Origin of the sequence: uncultured Phenylobacterium sp., from assembly GCF_902826855.1 — a bacterium.
GTDB lineage: Bacteria > Pseudomonadota > Alphaproteobacteria > Caulobacterales > Caulobacteraceae > Phenylobacterium.
The window spans coordinates 1-17641 of record NZ_CADEGK010000097.1 but is presented as its reverse complement, the minus strand read 5'-3'; the positions used below and the strand labels follow the sequence as shown (position 1 = coordinate 17641).

The window sequence follows — 17641 nt, the reverse complement described above, 5'->3', positions numbered from 1 at the left end:
CCACGTCGACCACGGCAAGACCTCGCTGCTCGACGCCTTGCGCGCCACCGACGTGGTGGCGGGCGAGCACGGCGGCATCACCCAGCACATCGGCGCCTATCAGGTGCGGCTGGACGGGGGCCAAGCGGTCACCTTCCTCGACACACCCGGCCACGCGGCCTTCTCGGCCATGCGGATGCGCGGCGCCAACGTCACCGACATCGTGGTGCTGGTGGTCGCGGCCGACGATGGCGTGATGCCCCAGACCATTGAAGCCATCAATCACGCCAAGTCCGCCGGCGCGCCGATCATCGTGGCGATCAACAAGATCGACAAACCCGACGCCGATCCGACCCGGGTGATCAACGAGCTGCTGCAGCACGAGATCGTCGTCGAAAGCCTTGGCGGCGAGACCCAGGCCGTCGAAGTGTCGGCCAAGGAGAAGATGGGCCTGGACGACCTGATCGAGGCGATCCTGCTGCAGGCCGAAGTCCTGGACCTGAAGGCCAATCCGGATCGGACCGCCGACGGCGTCGTGATCGAGGCCAAGCTGGACCGTGGACGGGGCGCCGTCTCGACCGTACTGGTCAAGCGCGGCACCTTGAAGCGCGGCGACATCGTCGTCGCCGGCGACACCTTCGGTCGGGTTCGCGCTCTGCTGAACGAACGCGGCGAACAGCTCGACGCGGCCGGACCTTCCGTCCCGGTGGAAATCCTCGGCCTGGACGGCACGCCCGCGCCGGGCGAACCCTTCGCCGTGGTGGAAAACGACGCGCGCGCTCGCGAACTTGTCGACTACCGCGTCCGCATGAAGCGCGAGAAAGCCGGGTCGCCGATCCAGGGCGCCAGCCTCGCCGACATGATGGCCAAGCTCGCCGACAAGAAGGTCTCGGAGCTTCCGGTGATCATCAAGGCCGACGTGCAGGGTTCCGCCGAGGCCATCGTCGGCTCGCTCGACAAGTTGGCTCACGAGGAGGTCCGCGCGCGGATCATCCTGTCCGGCGCCGGCGCGATCAGCGAGAGCGACGTCATGCTGGCCAAGGGCGCCGGCTCGCCGATCCTCGGCTTCAACGTCCGCGCCTCGAAGCAGGCCCAGGCGCTGGCCGAGCGCGAGGGCGTGGAGATCCGCTACTACGCGATCATCTACGACCTGATCGACGACATCAAAGGCGTGCTCTCGGGCATGCTGGCCCCCATCCAGCGCGAAACCTTCCTCGGCAACGCGGAGGTCCTGCAGGCCTTCGATATCTCGAAGGTCGGCCGGGTCGCCGGCTGCCGCGTCACCGAGGGTGTGGTCCGCAAAGGCGCTCGCGTCCGGATCATCCGCGCCGACGTGGTGGTGCTGGAACTCGGCGTCCTGCAGACGCTCAAGCGCTTCAAGGACGAGGTCAACGAGGTCCCGTCCGGCCAGGAATGCGGCATGGCCTTCGCCGGCTTCCAGGACATCAAGGCCGGCGACATCATCGAGTGCTTCAACCTCGAGGAAGTGAAGCGGAGCCTCTAAGGTTCCGCGTCACCGACCCGTTCCCTAGGCCGCCGGCGTGGACCGCGGGCGCCACGCCGGCATCGTCGCGCGCCTCTGGCCGTGGTCCCTGAGGCTCCCTAGGTTCAGGGCCTGATGCGCGCCTTCGCCGAACTGCTGGACAGGCTCAGCCTGACGTCCTCGCGCAATGCGAAGCTTACGATGGTATGCGACTACCTGGCGGGCACGCCGGACCCTGATCGCGGCTGGGCGCTGGCCGCACTCACCGGCGACCTCACCTTCGACGCCGCCAAGCCGGCCTTCATCCGCAAGGCCGTCGAGGCGCGGATGGACCCGCAGCTGTTCTCGTGGTCCTACGACTACGTCGGCGACTTGGCCGAGGCCGTAAGTCTGGTCTGGCCGGCGCGGCCGGGCGCCAACCGCGAGCCGCAGCTTTCCGAGGTGATCGACGCCCTGAGGGGGGCCTCGCGCGCCGAAGTCCAGCGGCTGATCGAAGGCTGGCTGGACGCCATGCGCGAGCCCAGGGAGCGCTGGGCGCTGCTGAAGCTGATGACCGGCGGCCTGCGCGTGGGCCTGACCGCGCGGCTCGCCAAGCGCGCGGCCGCCGATATGGGCGGCGTCGAGCCCGCCGAGATCGAGGAGCTCTGGCACGCGCTGGAGCCACCCTACGTTGACCTGTTCGCGTGGCTGGAGGGCCGCTCGGAGAAGCCCACGTCCGAGCATCCGGCGCGATTCCGGCCGGTGATGCTCGCCCAGGCGATCGACGAGGCGGTCGACTTCGGCAAGCTGGATCCCGCCGACTACGCCGCCGAGTGGAAGTGGGACGGCATCCGGGTGCAGGCGGCCCATGAGGGCGGGCAGCGTCGCCTTTACACCCGCACGGGCGACGACATCTCGCGCACCTTCCCCGATGTGCTGGACGCGCTGGACGACGAGGCGGTGCTCGACGGCGAGCTGCTGGTGATCCGTGACGGCCATGTCGCCCCCTTCGCCGACCTGCAGCAGCGGCTGAACCGCAAGGCCGTCGACGCCAAGCTGATGGCCGCCTATCCCGCCGCCATCCGCGCCTACGACATCCTGCAGGTGGGCGCAGAGGACACCCGTTCCCTGCCCTTCAGGGAGCGTCGCAAGCGACTGGAAGCCTTCGTGGCCAAGGAGGCCAGCCCGCGCATCGACCTCTCGCCCATCCAACCGTTCGAGAGCTGGGCGGAGCTGGCCGCGCTGCGCGCCGATCCCCCCGTCGGCGACCCGCAAGTCGCTGAAGGCCTGATGCTCAAGCGCTGGGATTCCGACTATGTCGGCGGCCGGCCCAAGGGGCCCTGGTTCAAGTGGAAGCGCGACCCATTCCTGGTGGATGCGGTCCTGATGTACGCCCAGCGCGGCCACGGCAAGCGCTCGAGCTTCTACTCCGACTACACCTTCGGCGTGTGGACACAGGACGAAGCCGGCCAGCGGACGCTGACCCCCGTCGGCAAGGCGTACTTCGGGTTCACCGACGAGGAGCTGATGCAGATCGACAAGTTCGTTCGCGACAACACCCTCGAGCGCTTCGGGCCGGTCCGATCGGTCCGCGCCGAGCCGCGCCACGGCCTGGTTTTCGAGGTCGCCTTCGAGGGCCTGCAACGCTCCACCCGCCACAAGTCCGGCGTCGCCATGCGCTTTCCCCGCATCAGCCGCATCCGCTGGGACAAGCCGCCGGGCGAGGCCGACGAACTGCCGATGCTGGAGCGCCTGCTGGCGCAGATGGAGGGCCGCTGAGGGCTCAGGCCTTGGTGTAGAAGCCCTCGATCGCGAACGTCGCGCCGAATTTGGCTTCGCGTTTGGTGTCGGGCTTCAGCGCCTCCGGGTGGTCGGCCCGATAGGCCCGGATCGCCTCCAGCGGCCCTGGGCCGTGGGAGGGCCGGACGGGATTTCCGTTCACGATCGTGTCCTCGACAACGAGATAGTCGCCGGTCCGCAGCTCGGGCACCCAGATGTCCAGCTCACGCCGGACGTGGGCCGCCGCGTGGTCGGAGTCCAGGATGAGGAATAGCGGGCTGCGCTGTCGTGGAATCTCGCCCATGACTCGGCCAACGATGGCCGGATCGGCGCTGTCGCCCTTGATGAACGAGATGTCCAGGTCGGCCGCGGCGCGTGGATCGAGTTCGGGCGCATAGTCGATGCTGAACACCCGGCCGGGGCTGCGCGCGTTGCGCAGGAGGTCGGCGAAGAAGAGCGCCGAACCACCGTGACGCGAACCGGTCTCGATCACCCACTCGATCCCGTGGGCGAACAGGATCTCCTGGTAGCTCCACATGTCCGACGGAAGTTTCAGCGTCCGGACGCCACGATACGACACCTGCTTCCAGATGTTCGTCTCATGATACCACTTCAGATAGTCCAGGGCGGCGGGGTGCATGGCTATCGCGGCTTGACCCCTGTGATGCGCATGTCGCGCGGTTCCCGCAACTTGTACTGGGCGGGCTCCTGGCGGATCTCACGCAGCCCGGCCTCGAACATGATCTGGGCCAGGCTCTTGGGTGTATATCCCCAGCGGTGCACCATCAGCGGGTCCTGCCACCGCGGGTCGCCGTACAGCACCCACATGCTCCGCTGGCCCTGCACGCCCGGGAGCGTGGCGTTGTCGGGGTCGGCCAGCAACGCCTCGCAGGCGGAAATGAGGTTGGGGCACTCCAGGATCATCTTGCCGCCCGGCTTCAGGACCCGCACCCATTCCTTGAGGATGTCGACAACTTCCCAGCGCCAGAAGTGCTCGACGACGTGCACCGCCATGACTTCGTCGGCGCTGCCATCCGCGAACGGCGTGAGCTTGTGCAGATCGCAGATGACGTCAGGCGACTTGCCGGCGCGGCTCTCGACGACGTCGACGTTGACGAAGCCTTCCAGGATCTTGTCGCCACACCCGAGGTTGAGGCGGACGGGCGCCGAAGTGGGTGGCGGCGAGGCGGGCTGCGGCAGTGGGCCGACCTGTGCGGGCTCGGCCGGCGCCGAGGCTGCGGGCGCCTCGGCGCGGGTCGTGCGGATGACGGTGTCCCACCGTTGCGCCAGGGTGGCAGGGTCATTGGCGATCGCGATGTGCTTCTGAGCGGAGCTGACCCCCTCCACCCAGGCGGTCGGATCGGCCTCCAGCGCCCTCAGGCCCTCGGAGAGGGTGTCGCGGATCGGCGTCCAGACCTGATACGGCCGGTACGCCGGCGTCGGCTGCGTCACGGCCGGCCGGCCCGCCCAGAGGGCGCTCACCAACCGGTTGCTGGACTTCACGGCCTTGAGGTCGGTCTGCAGGGTCGGGATAACCACCGCGTCGCATGCCTCCAGCGCCGCTGCCTGCGCTTCCAGCGACCACGCCTCGGCGGCGACTTGAAGCCCGGGCGCGAAGCGGGCGTTCAGGCCGTCGACCCACGCCGACAGCTCCGGGCTGGGGTTTGTCAGGATCCGCAGCGCCACGGGACGCCCGCGGGCGTACCCGGCCAGATCGTCGATCGCGCCGCGCAGGCTGTCGAGATTCGTCTGATGCCCGTACCAGAGCAGGGCCAACCGTTCGCCGGGCTCGAACCGCGGCGTTCCGCGGGGGCCTTCATAGGGGTCGTCGATGACCACTGGCGCAGCCTTCGCAAAGCCGGCCGCCACGCGCTTCATCTCCTCGGTAGTGCACACCACTTGGTCCGCCATCGCCGTCATTCGACGATAGTGCTCGCCGTGCTGCGGATGGTCGTAGTGATTGTCGCTGACGTCGAAGATGACCGGCATGCCCTTGGCCTTCGCGCGTCGCGCGAGGTCTTCGTTCGATGCCTGGAAGCTCTTGGAAAAGATCAGCATATCTGCGGCCAGCGCCGCTTCCCGGCGCGACTCGTCCGCACCGGGCCCGATCGGTATGATCTGGAACGTATGACCCTTGGGCATCGCCATGATCGGCGCGAGCACCCGATAGCGCAGGCTGGCAAGGCCGGAGGTCAGTGCGCCATCGCCGGTCCGCACCGGCGCCGCGAAGGTGATCCAGCTGATCTTCATCCTACCGCCGCACGCCCAGCATGTTGACCATGAGGTACGGCAGGTACTTGCGCGGCGCCTTGCCATCCTCGCGCGGCGCGAATTTCGCCATGGCGTTGTCCGCGCCCTTGTTGTCCTCCGTGACGGCGATGAGTTCGCCCTCCACGTTCGTCGAGTAGTGCGGCACGTCCCAGACGAACTCGGGGAACAGCGAGATGATCCCCCGGAATGAGAACCGGAAGTAGTCATCGGGATAGGGGTGGTAGCGCCAAACCCACGGCACGGACATGTAGAGCCGTCCGCCCGGCGCCACGACGCGTGTGATGTTCTCGGCCATCTTCCAGGGCTTGGCGACATGCTCCAGGACTGAGCAGCAGACAGCGAGTTGAAAGTGGCGTTCAGGCAGCGGACCGATGCCGGCTTCCAGGTCGACTACCGCATCGACCCCCGCGCCGGGCGCCATGTCGATGCCGATGTAGGGGCAATCCGGATAGATCTCCCGGAAGCTGGAGGTGCTGCCGTAATCCTTGCTGCCAATCTCCAGGATCGGGCCTGACACGACGGGCGCGAACCTTTGCAGGAAGATGATCTGGTTGCGGTCGCCCAAGGTGATTTCCGTTGCAAGACGGCGCTCTCCATAGCATCGCGCCGTCGCTGATGACCAGAACGCCGGACGGCTAAGGCAGCAGGTCCTGCTTCCTGAGGAACGCCAGCAGGTTGCCGCCCTCGAACAGCGCTGAGCGCACGCCGGCGCGCAACGCCGCCTCCAGGTCCGAAGGCTTGTCACCGATCAGGAGCGAGGCTTCGCGGTCGATGGGCCAGTCGGCCAGCGCCTGCAGGATCATGCCTGGATTGGGCTTCCGGAGCGGGGGATCGGGATGGCGGTAGGCGGGGCTCTCCGCCTCCGGGTGCTGGGACGCGTGGTAGAAGGCGTCGATGCGGCCGCCGGCGTCGGCCAGGTCGGCCTGCATGCGCTCGTGCAGGGCGTGCATGTCGGCCTCCGTGTAGTAGCCCCGGCCAACACCCGACTGGTTGGTGACCACGATCACCAGCCAACCGGCGCGGTTGAACGCGGCAACGGTCTCGCGCGCCCCGGGCACCCAGCGGAAGTCCTCCCAGCGGTGGACGTAGCCGCGATCCTCGTTCAGCACCCCGTCCCGGTCGAGGAACAGCGCTGGCTTTCGGGGCGCGGGCTTCTGGGGGATGGAATCAGGCACCGGGGAACCTTAGGGTCCAGGCTCGACACACGCGAGGTCCGGTTGGCCGACGTCCTGACGCTGAACGACCTGCGGGTCGACTTCGAGACCCATGACGGCGAGGTGGCCGCCGTGCGCGGCGTGAGCCTCGCCATCGGCCGCGGCGAAACCCTGGGCGTGGTGGGCGAGAGCGGCTCAGGAAAGAGCCAGACCTTCATGGCCGTGATGGGCCTGCTGGCGCAGAACGGCCGCGCCTCCGGGTCGGCGCAACTGCACGGCCAGGAGCTGATCGGGCTCAAACCCCGCGACCTCAACAAGGTCCGGGGATCGAAGATGACCATGATCTTCCAGGACCCGCTGACGGCGCTCACCCCGCACGTGCGCATCGGCGAGCAAATCGCCGAGCCGCTGCGGCTGCACCTGGGCCTCTCCGCGGCCGAGGCGCGGGCTCGCGCCCTGGAATGGCTGAAGAAGGTGCGCATCCCCGACGCCGAGCGGCGTATGCGCCAGTACCCGCACGAGCTCTCCGGCGGTATGCGCCAGCGCGTGATGATCGCGGCGGCCATGGCGCCGGGCCCCGAACTCCTGATCGCTGACGAACCGACCACCGCGCTGGACGTCACCGTGCAGGCCGAGATCCTCGACCTCATGGCCGAGTTGCAGCGCGAGACCGGGACCGCCATGGTCCTGATCACCCACGACATGGGGGTCATTGCCCGCCTGGCCGACAAGGTCTGCGTCATGAAGGACGGCGCCTACGTTGAGGCCGGGCCCGTCGCCGAGGTCTTCCACAGCCCCCGCACCGACTATACCCGCGCCCTGCTGGCCGCGATCCCGCGCCTGGACCGCGCCGACCGCGGCGGACGCCCGCAGATCGCACCGGTGGCGGCGGATGCGCCGATCGTCGTCGAGGGCCGCGACGTCAAACTGCACTTTCCGATCGCCGAGGGCCTGTTCGGCAAGCCGCGCCTGCTGCGCGCCGTGGACGGAGTCTCCTTCCACGTCCGCCGGGGTGAGACGCTGGGCATCGTCGGCGAAAGCGGGTCGGGCAAATCGACCCTCGCGCGGGCGGTCCTGAATCTGCTTCCGGCGACGGCGGGCGCGGTCACCCTCATGGGCCGAGACATCACCCACGCCGACAGGGAGTTCATGCGCGCGGCGCGCAAGGACCTGCAGATCGTGTTCCAGGACCCCCTGGCCAGCCTTGACCCGCGGATGACCGTCGGGACCTCGATCGCCGAACCGCTCACCGCCTTCCGCCCCGACCTGAACGCCGCGGCGCGCGAGGCCGAGGTCCGCGCCATGATGGCCAAGGTTGAGCTGGATCCGGCGTTGATCAATCGCTACCCGCACGAACTCTCGGGCGGCCAGAACCAGCGCGTCGGCATCGCCCGGGCAATGATCCTGAAGCCCAAGCTGGTGATCTGCGACGAGGCGGTCTCCGCCCTGGACGTCTCGATCCGCGCGCAGATCATCGACCTCCTCATCCAGCTGCAGGCCGAGATGGGCCTGGCGATGCTCTTCATCAGCCACGACCTGGCGGTGGTCCGCGAGATCAGCCACCGCGTCCTGGTGCTCTATATGGGCCGGGTCATGGAGCAGGCCGACCGCGACGACATCTGGCGCGCGCCCCAGCACCCCTACACCCGCGCCCTGCTGTCGGCCGCGCCGATCCCCGACCCGGCGATCGAACGCACCCGGGTGCGTCTCAAGGTCGTCGGCGAGCCCCCGAGCCCGATGGACCCTGCCGCCGCGTTTCGCTTCGCGCCTTCCAGGCTGGCCAGCGGGATTGCGCCGGTCCTGCGCGAAGTCGGCGCCGGCCATCTGGTGGCGGAATTCGACGCCCCCGACTCGCGCGAGAATGGCGCGTAACCTCGCCTGGTAAGTGACTATACGTAGTGGTGTCTACGAGGCCGGGCCGCCATCCCCACGGAATTCAGGCCAACTTAACGTGCGCCCTCCTAGGCCTTCCCGGCCGGTGTGCGGGGGGTCAGCCTATGCGGAGTGGATTTGGGCGAGGCGCTGCGGCGCTGGTCGCCGCCATCGCACTCGGCCTGATGGGCGCCCTCGCCGGCGCTCGTGTCTATACGACCGTGATCTCGGACCGGCAGGTCGCGGCACGCGAGGAGGCGCTGGTCGCCAACGGCCTGCGAGGATGGATCCTGGAGGTCGAAGGGCGGGTCGTGGGCCAGACGACCTGGGACGATGCTGTCCTGAACCTGGGGCTCAGGTTCAACAAGGCTTGGGCGCATGAGAACATCGGCGTCTTCCTCCATGAGGTCGCGGGTTTCCAGCAGGCCTATGTGCTCGATGGGGCAAACCGCCCCCTATACGCCATGCAGGGCGGTCGGGACCGATCGGCGGAAAGCCACGCGACGGTCGCAGCGGTCTCGGCGCCCCTCGAAGCCAAAGTGCGCGAGGCCGAGCGACAGCGCAGCGCCCTGCTCCGCAGGCCCACCTCCAGTCCGGGCGCCGCGATCCAGGCCAGCGCCATCGGCCTTGTCGCCGGTCTGCCCAGCATCGTCACGGCCACGCTCGTTCAGTCCGACTTCAACCGGGTGCAGTTGCCCACGCGCGCGCCGATCGTGGTCACGGTCGCGCCGCTGGACAGCGGATTTCGCGCCAAGTTCAGCGAACGCTTTCTGCTCGCCGACCTGCACGTCCACACCGGCGACCAGCGGGTGGAGCCTGGCGAGGCTCATGCCGTAATGAGGAACGCGAATGGCGCTGTCGTGGCGCGGATGGACTGGCGGCCACAGCGCCCCGCCTGGGAACTGCTGAAACGCACGCGATCTGGCCTGCTCCTGGCGATGACGGTGTTCAGCGTGATCGTCGCCGGATTGTTCCTGCGAGGCCGAAACGCAGCTCGGGCCCTGATCGCCAGCGAAACCCAGGCCAAGCACATGGCCTATCACGACCATCTCACCGGCCTGCCGAACCGCGCCCTGTTCTCTGATCGCCTCGCTCACGCCCTGTCCGACCTGCGCCGCGGGGGCGGCCCCCTGGGGGTGCTGGCACTCGATCTCGATCGATTCAAGCTGGTCAATGACAGCTACGGCCATGCCGCCGGGGACGAACTGATCATCGAGATCGCCAAGCGCTTAAGGGGGCTGGCGCGGGACAACGACACCGTCGCGCGCCTGGGCGGCGACGAGTTCGCGATCCTCTGCGCCTCCGCGACGCCCCGTGGCCTGGCCAGCTTCGCGGAACGCATCGTCAGCGCGCTCGCTGAACCTATCGATCTGCCGTTCGGGCGGCTGTTTCCCAGCGTCTCGATCGGCATAACGATACTGACCGGCGCGCAGGTCGACGATATCGAGGCCCTGCGTCAGGCGGACCTTGCCGTGTACCGGGCCAAGGATGCCGGCCGCGGCCGGTTCCAGTTCTACGAACCGGAGATGGACCTGGCTTTGCAGTCGCGTCGGGCCCTGGAGGACGACCTGCGCGAGGCGCTCTCGACCGACGCTCTGACGATGGTCTACCAGCCGCAGCTCGACGGGAACCGCCAGGTCGTGGGCGTCGAAGCCCTGGTGCGCTGGTCCCATCCCGTTCGCGGGATGGTTTCGCCGGCGTTCTTCGTGGGCGTCGCCGAGGAATGCGGCCTGATCGACAAGCTCGGCGAATTCACCCTACGCCGCGCCTTCACCGACAGCCTGCGCTGGCCCCGGCTGACGGTCGCCGTGAACATCTCCGCCGTCCAGCTGCGACGAGGTGGCTTTCCAGACCTCGTGGCCGCGATCCTGAAGGAGACCGGCGCCGACGCCCGGCGGATAGAGCTGGAGATCACTGAAGGCGTGCTCCTGGGCGACGACGCGATCACCCATCAGACCCTTAGCCGTCTGCGGGCCATGGGCTTCACCCTCGCCCTGGACGACTTCGGCACCGGCTACTCCAGCCTGGCCTATCTGCGGCGCTATCCGATCGACAAGATCAAGATAGATCGGTCCTTCATCACCAGTCTCGGCGTCGAGAAAGAGTCTGAGGCGGTTGTCGGCGCCATTGTGAAGCTGGCGCGCGCCCTGAACCTCGAGGTGATCGCCGAGGGCGTGGAAAACGAGTCCCAACGCAGCGGGCTGCGCAGGGCAGGTTGCTCCAACATTCAAGGCTACCTGTACTCGCCGCCGATCGCCGCTGACGACATCGCGGGCTACAGTTCCGCCCAGGCGGGCACGGCCACCGCCGCCTCAGGGGCGGAACGGCCTTTCGCGTCTCCCAAGGCCGACGTTGCTCCAGGCAAGCACCGCCGTTAGGTTGCGCGCCTTTTCGGGACCCCGGCCTCCAGCATGACCCTTTCCTTCGACGACATCCTCGCGGCCCAGGCGCGGCTGCAGGGTCACATTGAAAGGACGCCGTGCCGCTTCTCCCGGACACTCTCCGAGATCACCGGGGCGCAGGTGTGGGTGAAGTTCGAGAACCTGCAGTTCACCGCCGCCTACAAGGAGCGCGGCGCCCTCAATAAGCTGTTGCAGCTGGGCGAGAACGTGCGCGCCCGCGGCGTCATCGCCGCCTCCGCCGGGAACCACAGCCAGGGTCTTGCCTACCATGCAGCCCGCCTGGGCATTCCGGTGACCATCGTCATGCCCAAGGCCACGCCCTTCATGAAGGTGCAGCAGACCCGCGCCCACGGGGCCGAGGTCGTGATCGAGGGCGACGGCTACGACGAGGCGGCCGCCAAGGCGCGGTCCCTATGCGACGAGCGCGAGCTGACCTTCGTCCATCCCTTCGACGACCTGGACGTCATGGCCGGCCAGGGCACCGTTGCGCTGGAGATGCTGGAGGACGTGCCGGACCTGGAGATCCTGCCGGTCCCGATCGGCGGCGGCGGCCTGATCGCCGGCATGGCCACGGCGGCCAAGCACCTCAACCCGAACATCAAGGTGATCGGCCTGGAGCCGGCCATCATGCCGTCCTTCACCGCCAAGATGCGCGGCGTGCGCACCACGCAAAATGGCGGCGCCTCCACCATCGCCGAGGGCATTGCGGTCAAGGCGGTGGGCGAGCTCACATACGCCATCGCCCGGCCGCTGATCGACGAGGTGGTGCTGATCGAGGAGCCGTACTTCGAGCGCGGCATCGCCCTCTACTGCAACGTCGAGAAGACCGTGGCCGAGGGCGCCGGCGCGGCCTCACTGGCGGCGCTGCTGGCCTATCCGGAAAAGTTCCGTGGCAAGAAGTGCGGCCTGGTCATCACCGGCGGCAACATCGACACGCGGCTCCTGGCCTCGGTGCTCACGCGCGAGCTGGTGCGCGAAAGCCGGATCGTGTCACTGCGGATCATCGGGGACGACCGTCCCGGCCTCCTCGCCAACGTCTCGGCGATCATCGGCAACATGGGGGCCAACATCATCGAGGTGGCGCACAACCGGCTTGCGCTGGACGTCCCCGCCAAGGGCGCGGCGTTCGACCTAATGATCGAGACCCGCGACGCCCAGCGCCCCAAGGAGGTCATGGATGCCCTGCGCGATCGCGGCTACCCGCCCCGAGTTGTCTAGGATGGGGTCGCCTGGAACGGGCCGGCGTGGCTTCGTCATCCTCGCGGTCGCACTCGCGCTCGCCGCCTGCGCCCCGAAGAGGGAAGCCGCCGAGGCCACGCCGGGCGCGCCTGAGCCGCAGAGCGAGCAATCCAAGGCCTACATGGCCAAGGCCTCCAAGGAGCCGGGCGTCGTCGTCCTGCCCTCAGGCCTGGCCTACAAGGTGGTCCGCTCCGGCCCGCCCACCGCCCTGAAGCCCCAGAAGGGCGACGAGGTGAAGGTTCACTACGAGGGCAAGCTGGAGGACGGTACGGTCTTCGACTCCTCCTACGAGCGCGGCCAGCCCGCCGCCATGCCGCTCGACAAGCTGGTGCCGGGCTGGATGGAGGCGCTGCCGATGATGCGCGCCGGCGACGAGTGGATCCTCTACGTCCCCTCCAACCTGGGCTACGGCGCGGCGGGTCAGGGCCCGATCCCGCCGGGCGCGCCGTTGATCTTCCGCATCGAGTTGATCGATGTCCTGCCGAGCCCGGGCCGCGTCCAGCAGGGCTGACCTGCCGCCGAGCGCCTGCTGTAGTTGACGATCCCCGCCGAACCTCGTCCAGTTGCGCTCAGACGGAACGGGAGAGATCCATGCGCGGCCGCAAACTCTGCATCGGCGCGGGTCTCGCGGCCCTGACGCTCCTTCTCGTGGGCTGCACGGCCCTGCCGGGCGGGGCCCGTGTCGTCGGGAACCAGGGCCCGGGGCCCCTGTTCCGCGGTCTGACCCAGCCCCTCCCGAGCGAAAGGGAACCCAGCCGCCGCTATATCTTCCACATCCACGGCATGGGGCTCACTGACCGCACCCTGTTCCATAGCGAGCTCTACGACCTGCTGCGGAGCCGCTATGCCAACGCGGAGGTGAAACGCGACTGGGAGACCGCTGGCCTGGACCCGCCGATGCGGGTGCGTGGTGAGCTGCTCGATTGCGACAAGCCCTGGACCGATCACCTGAATCCCAAGGATTCCGAGGCTAGGCCTTGTGAGTTCCCGACATTCGGCACTTACCGCGTCGACCGGTTCTGGAACCCTCAGGGCGGTCAGGAGGTATGGCTCTACAGCTACTTCTGGCATCGCGACCTTTGGCGCATCCAGGAGCCGCACCTGCGCGAGGACATGAAGCGGCATGACGGCAAGCCGGCGTTCCTCAACAGCGCCCTGAAGCGCAACATCCTCGATGGCGGCCTCAGCGACGCCGCCAGCTACGTGGGTCCGGCCGGAGACCTGGTGAAGGCGGGGGTCAGCGCGGTGCTGTGCCGGATGGCTCGCGACGCGGCCGGCCTGGAGACCCCGACGCCGCGCAGCCTCGAAACCTGTGGCGACCTGCCCCCGCCGTCGGATGACGTGCAGTTCGGATTCGTCAGCCACAGCCTGGGCAGCCGCATGCTCTACGACGTCCTGGCGCCCCGTGCGCCCCGCGGCCAAGTCGAGCTCGCCTCCATGGGGGCGGCGCGCCAGCTGCTGATCCAGCGCGCCGACGTGGTCTACATGGCCGCCAACCAGTTGCCCCTCCTGGCGCTTGGCCGGGTGGAGGTGAAGCGGGCGCCCCTGCCGGCAGGCGGCGGCGAGCTCGCCCCCGCCCCCGACCCGGGCCGGGACCGCTGTTCGTCGCAGGTCTCCCTGCTGGAGGCGCGCCGCCGGCTCAGGAACCCGGGCTGCCCGCCTGGCGGGGCCGGTCCGGAGGCCACCCCGCTCGGCGGCGAGTTGCAGGTGGTGGCCTTCCACGACCCCGACGACATCCTCGGCTACCGCGCCGGGGATGCAGCGCCGATCGGCGACACCACGGGCGACGGCGGGGTCTTCATCGATGTCATTCATCGCAACGCCGCCCAGATCGCTTGGACGCTGACCCTGCCCAACCTCGCTCACGATCACGAGCTGAAGCGCCGAGAGACCCAGGACATGATCCTGTGCGGGGCCAAGGTTGCGGCCAAGGGCCGGGTTGAGCCGTACCCCTGCCCGCGCATCCGCCGGTGAGGCCAGTGGCTCCAGGGCGCGCTCGGGTCTAAGCAGGGACGATGACCGCCGACCTCTACCCCGCCGCCCGCGCGCTGCTCGCCGAGCTGGTGGCGTTCGACACTACGTCGCGCGGCTCGAACCTGCCGCTCATCGCCTGGGTCGAGGACTATTTGGACGGCCTGGGCGTGCCGCATCGGCGGGTGCCCAACGCCGATGGGTCCAAGACCAACCTGCTGGCCACCATCGGCCCGGCGGCGCCCGGCGGCGTCGTCCTCTCCGGCCACACCGACGTGGTGCCTGTGGATGGCCAACCCTGGTCCACCGACCCGTTCGAGGTCGTGGAGAAGGGCGGCCGCATCTACGGCCGCGGGACCTGCGACATGAAGGGGTTCCTGGCCTGCGCGCTGGCGGCGGCGCCGGAGCTGGCGCGGGCGGACCTCAAGCGTCCGGTCCACCTGGCCTTCTCCTACGACGAGGAGATCGGCTGCCTGGGCGCGCCGGAAATGATCGACGTGATCCGCCGCGAATTGCCCGCCCCGGCCGTGGTCGTGGTCGGCGAGCCCACCAACATGGAGGCTGTGAACGGCCACAAGGGCATCGCCACCTTCCACGTCACCGTCACCGGCCGCGAGGTGCACTCCAGCCAGCCGCACCTGGGCGTCTCGGCGGTGATGGAGGCGGTGAAGCTGATGGCCTCCCTGGGCGAGCTCGCGGAACGGCTGCAGAACGACGCCGACCCCGCCTCGCCGTTCACGCCCAAGGGTCCGACGCTGACCATCGGCATCGTCCATGGCGGCACGGCGCACAACATCCTGGCCCGCGAGTGCCACTTCGTCTTCGACCTGCGCGCGCCCGGGCCGCGCACGCCCGAGCAGATCATCGCGCCGTTCCTGGCCGAGGCCGCGGACCTCGACCGCGCCCTGAAGGCCCGCGCGCCGGAGGCCGGCGTCGTCGTCGAGATGCGCACCAACGTCCCGCCCTTCGCCCCCGAGGTCGACGGCGCCGCAGAGGCCTTCGCGCGCCGGATGACCGGCGACAACGGCCCGCCGCGCGTGGTGGCCTTCGCCGCGGAGGCCGGCCAGTTCCAGCAGGCGGGCTTCTCCACCGTCATCTGCGGCCCCGGCTCCATCGACCAGGCCCACCAGCCCGACGAGTACGTCGAGGTCGCGCAACTGCAGCGCGGGGCCCTCTTCATGCGCCGCCTGATCGACTGGGCCACGGAGGTCTGAGGGCGCTACGGCCGCCGCAGCGGCCGGATCACCGGCCGGCGGTAGGTCAGGTCCTTGGGGTTCCAGGTCATGGCGCGCGCAATGTCGGCGATGGCGATTCGCCGGTCGGCCTGCACCGCGCGGCGGTCGCGGAGGATCGCGGGCAGGCCCTTCAGCGATGCGAGGAACGCGCGCCAGACGATCGGGATGTGCGGCCAGTTCGGCCGGCGCGAGGAGATGAAGACTACCGCCCCCAGGTGCAGCGGGATCACCAGCGGCAGCAGCGGCCAGGGCGTGTTCTTGTAGACGCCCCAGAACCGGTTGCGGGTGCCGTGGAAGACGGCGAACTCCGACTTGGGGCCGCCCGAGGACGCCGAGCCCAGGTGGTGGACCACGGCCTTTGGGACAAGGACTGTCGGCTGGCCCATGAGCTGCAGCCGGTAGCCCAGGTCCACGTCCTCGCCGTAGGCGAAGTAGCGCTCGTAGAACCCGCCCAGCTCCAGGAACAACGCCCGATCGATCATCATCGCCGCGCCGCAGGGGGAGAAGACCTCGCCCTCGAAGGCCTGGCCGGTGTCGCGGCTCATGTAGCCGCCGCGGTAGGGGATGCCCCAGATGCTCATCACGTCGCCCAGGCCGTCCAGCACGCCAGGGTCCTCGGCGGTCAGTTGGCGCGAGGTGAATACGCGCACCTCGGGGTGGCGCGCCGCTGCAGCGACCAATTCGGCCAGCCAGTCAGGCTCGGCGAAGGCGTCCGGATTGAGCAGCACGTACCAGCGCCCGCGCGCCAGCCGGGCGCCCTGGTTGCCGGCTCCGGCGAAGCCGAGGTTCTCGGCGTTGCGGACCAGCCGCACCCAAGGGAACTCTGCCGCGATCGCCACGTCACCGGGGTCGGGCGAGGCGTTGTCGATGACGATCGTCTCGAAGTCCCGGAAGCTCTGGGCGTGCAGGCGCTCCAGGCAGGTGCGCAAGGTGGGGCCGGAATTGTAGGCAATCACGCAGACGCTCAGGCTTGGCGCCTTGTCATCGCTGCTCGCCTGCGCCATGCGACGGCGTCACTCCGATTGCCGGGAAGCCCATGACGACCATCACGCCGCTCGCAATCCCCGAGGTGCTGCTTATCACGCCCAAGCGGCATGGCGATGCGCGGGGCTGGTTCGCCGAGACCTGGAGCGCCCAGGCGCTGGCGGGAACTGCCGCCGACACCACCTTCGTCCAGGACAATCAGGCCTTCAGCGCCGCCAAAGGCACGCTGCGCGGCCTGCACTTCCAGTTGGCCCCGAACGCCCAGGGCAAGCTGATCCGCGCGCTTCGCGGGGCGATCTTCGACGTGGCCGTCGACATCCGAGCCGGGTCGGCCACCTACGGCCGGTGGGTTAGCGCCGAACTCACCGCTGAGGGCGGCGAACAGCTTTGGGTCCCTCGCGGGTTCGCCCACGCCTACTGCACGATCACCGACGACTGCGAGATCTTCTACAAGGTCGATGGGCCCTACGCGCCGAAGAGCGAAGGCGGCATCGCCTGGGACGACCCGGACCTCGCCATTCCCTGGCCTCTTGAGGGCGAGCCGAAGCTCTCAGAGAAGGACAAGATCCTGCCGCGGCTCAAAGACCTCGGCCCGGTCTCGTTCTGAGGTACATGCCGCCGCGCCGGCCAGGCTCAGCGGGTCTTGCCCTCGCCGGTCTCGCGACGAGCCTGCTCCAGGTCCTGGCCTTCCGGCCCATCCAGCGCCTCTTCCGCCTCGCGGGCCTTCTCCTCTACCGGGCCGTTCTCGGCGAACTCATGCTGCATGTCCTGGTACTTCTTGCCCGAGATGTAGTCGCCTTCGCCTTGGATTTTCTTGTCGGTCATGGCGGGTCTCCTTGCTGCAGTCGAAGAACCCTTTGCGGCGGAGGTTCGCTCCATAGAGCGGCTCGATGATCAGCATAGAGCATATCATGTTGATCGATCGGGCCCGCGGTCCATAGTCCCGCGTCGTCGCGTCGGGCCGGGGGTCCGCGCGTGCAAAGGAGATCACCATGTCGCTTGCGAGCAGCAAGACTATCGAGAACCTCAAGGCCGCCTTCGCCGGCGAGAGCCAGGCGAACCGCCGCTACCTGTACTTCGCCCAGAAGGCCGACGTGGAAGGCTACAACGACGTCGCCGCGGTGTTCCTCTCTACCGCGGAAGGCGAGACCGGCCACGCCCACGGCCACCTGGAGTTCATGGAGACCGTCGGCGATCCGGCCACCGGCCTGCCCATCGGCCCCACCGGTGACAACCTGAAGGCCGCCATCGCGGGCGAGACCCACGAGTACACCGACATGTATCCCGGCATGG

At 68.7% G+C, this 17641-nt stretch carries 16 protein-coding genes; 10 read left to right on the top strand and 6 right to left on the bottom strand.

The features are described 5' to 3' along the window. Together infB and QZV94_RS14120 are read left to right on the top strand one after the other, a co-directional pair. A partial coding sequence (gene infB / locus QZV94_RS14125; protein ID WP_293678550.1) for a translation initiation factor IF-2 occupies positions 1–1483 on the top strand: 1483 nt, incomplete at its 5' end. 114 nt (positions 1484–1597) lie between these two features. Further along, positions 1598–3220: a cisplatin damage response ATP-dependent DNA ligase gene (locus tag QZV94_RS14120; protein WP_293678549.1), complete on the top strand. Its 1623-nt coding sequence runs from the start codon at positions 1598–1600 to the stop codon at positions 3218–3220. Between the two features lie 4 nt (positions 3221–3224). On the opposite strand, the gene QZV94_RS14115 is transcribed toward QZV94_RS14120, so the two are convergent. The 4 genes from QZV94_RS14115 to QZV94_RS14100 form a co-directional block, all read right to left on the bottom strand. Further along, on the bottom strand, positions 3225–3860 hold the full coding sequence (locus tag QZV94_RS14115) for a CmcI family methyltransferase (RefSeq protein WP_293678548.1): 636 nt from the start codon (positions 3858–3860) through the stop codon (positions 3225–3227). 2 nt (positions 3861–3862) lie between these two features. After that, positions 3863–5470 (bottom strand): methyltransferase domain-containing protein, encoded by a 1608-nt coding sequence (locus QZV94_RS14110; RefSeq protein ID WP_293678547.1) that lies wholly within the window; start codon positions 5468–5470, stop codon positions 3863–3865. Position 5471: 1 nt separating this feature from the next. Further along, the gene (locus tag QZV94_RS14105; RefSeq protein WP_293678546.1) at positions 5472–6056 is read right to left on the bottom strand and encodes a class I SAM-dependent methyltransferase; all 585 of its coding nucleotides are present in this window, start codon (positions 6054–6056) and stop codon (positions 5472–5474) included. A gap of 70 nt (positions 6057–6126) precedes the next feature. Next, positions 6127–6666: an HAD family hydrolase gene (locus QZV94_RS14100; RefSeq protein ID WP_293678545.1), complete on the bottom strand. Its 540-nt coding sequence runs from the start codon at positions 6664–6666 to the stop codon at positions 6127–6129. Positions 6667–6708: 42 nt separating this feature from the next. Between QZV94_RS14100 and QZV94_RS14095 the strand changes: the two genes are divergently transcribed. The 6 genes from QZV94_RS14095 to argE all read left to right on the top strand — a co-directional run bounded on the left by QZV94_RS14095 (position 6709) and on the right by argE (position 15343). Continuing rightward, positions 6709–8517, top strand: coding sequence for an ABC transporter ATP-binding protein (locus QZV94_RS14095; RefSeq protein WP_293678544.1), 1809 nt, complete (start codon positions 6709–6711; stop codon positions 8515–8517). 125 nt (positions 8518–8642) lie between these two features. Next, the gene (locus QZV94_RS14090) at positions 8643–10895 is read left to right on the top strand and encodes an EAL domain-containing protein (RefSeq protein ID WP_293678543.1); all 2253 of its coding nucleotides are present in this window, start codon (positions 8643–8645) and stop codon (positions 10893–10895) included. Positions 10896–10928: 33 nt separating this feature from the next. Further along, positions 10929–12137 (top strand): threonine ammonia-lyase, encoded by a 1209-nt coding sequence (locus QZV94_RS14085; RefSeq protein ID WP_293678542.1) that lies wholly within the window; start codon positions 10929–10931, stop codon positions 12135–12137. A gap of 1 nt (position 12138) precedes the next feature. Further along, on the top strand, positions 12139–12669 hold the full coding sequence (locus tag QZV94_RS14080; RefSeq protein WP_293678541.1) for an FKBP-type peptidyl-prolyl cis-trans isomerase: 531 nt from the start codon (positions 12139–12141) through the stop codon (positions 12667–12669). An 80-nt stretch (positions 12670–12749) separates the two neighbouring features. Then, positions 12750–14132, top strand: coding sequence for a hypothetical protein (locus QZV94_RS14075; protein WP_293678540.1), 1383 nt, complete (start codon positions 12750–12752; stop codon positions 14130–14132). Positions 14133–14173: 41 nt separating this feature from the next. Further along, positions 14174–15343: an acetylornithine deacetylase gene (argE, locus tag QZV94_RS14070; RefSeq protein WP_293678539.1), complete on the top strand. Its 1170-nt coding sequence runs from the start codon at positions 14174–14176 to the stop codon at positions 15341–15343. Between the two features lie 5 nt (positions 15344–15348). Here the strand turns inward: argE and QZV94_RS14065 are convergent, their stop codons facing one another. Next, positions 15349–16368: a glycosyltransferase family 2 protein gene (locus tag QZV94_RS14065; RefSeq protein ID WP_293678538.1), complete on the bottom strand. Its 1020-nt coding sequence runs from the start codon at positions 16366–16368 to the stop codon at positions 15349–15351. Between the two features lie 32 nt (positions 16369–16400). Here QZV94_RS14065 and rfbC point away from each other — a divergent pair, with 32 nt between their 5' ends. Further along, entirely contained in the window at positions 16401–16955 is a 555-nt protein-coding gene (gene rfbC / locus QZV94_RS14060; RefSeq protein ID WP_293678537.1) for a dTDP-4-dehydrorhamnose 3,5-epimerase, read from the top strand. A 26-nt stretch (positions 16956–16981) separates the two neighbouring features. Here rfbC and QZV94_RS14055 read toward each other — a convergent pair whose 3' ends face one another. Next, entirely contained in the window at positions 16982–17173 is a 192-nt protein-coding gene (locus QZV94_RS14055; protein ID WP_293678536.1) for a hypothetical protein, read from the bottom strand. A gap of 167 nt (positions 17174–17340) precedes the next feature. On the opposite strand from QZV94_RS14055, the gene QZV94_RS14050 reads away from it, so the two are divergent. Further along, the coding region (locus QZV94_RS14050; protein WP_293678535.1) for a rubrerythrin family protein at positions 17341–17641 on the top strand (301 nt) is incomplete at its 3' end.

Bases quoted from the DNA above. Each gene is read 5' to 3' on its own strand.
- QZV94_RS14120 (WP_293678549.1), top strand. From the start codon at position 1,598: ATGCGCGCCTTCGCCGAACTGCTGGACAGGCTCAGCCTGACGTCCTCG.
- QZV94_RS14115 (WP_293678548.1), bottom strand. From the start codon at position 3,860: ATGCACCCCGCCGCCCTGGACTATCTGAAGTGGTATCATGAGACGAAC.
- QZV94_RS14110 (WP_293678547.1), bottom strand. From the start codon at position 5,470: ATGAAGATCAGCTGGATCACCTTCGCGGCGCCGGTGCGGACCGGCGAT.
- QZV94_RS14090 (WP_293678543.1), top strand. From the start codon at position 8,643: ATGCGGAGTGGATTTGGGCGAGGCGCTGCGGCGCTGGTCGCCGCCATC.
- QZV94_RS14085 (WP_293678542.1), top strand. From the start codon at position 10,929: ATGACCCTTTCCTTCGACGACATCCTCGCGGCCCAGGCGCGGCTGCAG.
- QZV94_RS14080 (WP_293678541.1), top strand. From the start codon at position 12,139: ATGGGGTCGCCTGGAACGGGCCGGCGTGGCTTCGTCATCCTCGCGGTC.
- QZV94_RS14075 (WP_293678540.1), top strand. From the start codon at position 12,750: ATGCGCGGCCGCAAACTCTGCATCGGCGCGGGTCTCGCGGCCCTGACG.
- argE (WP_293678539.1), top strand. From the start codon at position 14,174: ATGACCGCCGACCTCTACCCCGCCGCCCGCGCGCTGCTCGCCGAGCTG.
- QZV94_RS14065 (WP_293678538.1), bottom strand. From the start codon at position 16,368: ATGGCGCAGGCGAGCAGCGATGACAAGGCGCCAAGCCTGAGCGTCTGC.
- rfbC (WP_293678537.1), top strand. From the start codon at position 16,401: ATGACGACCATCACGCCGCTCGCAATCCCCGAGGTGCTGCTTATCACG.
- QZV94_RS14055 (WP_293678536.1), bottom strand. From the start codon at position 17,173: ATGACCGACAAGAAAATCCAAGGCGAAGGCGACTACATCTCGGGCAAG.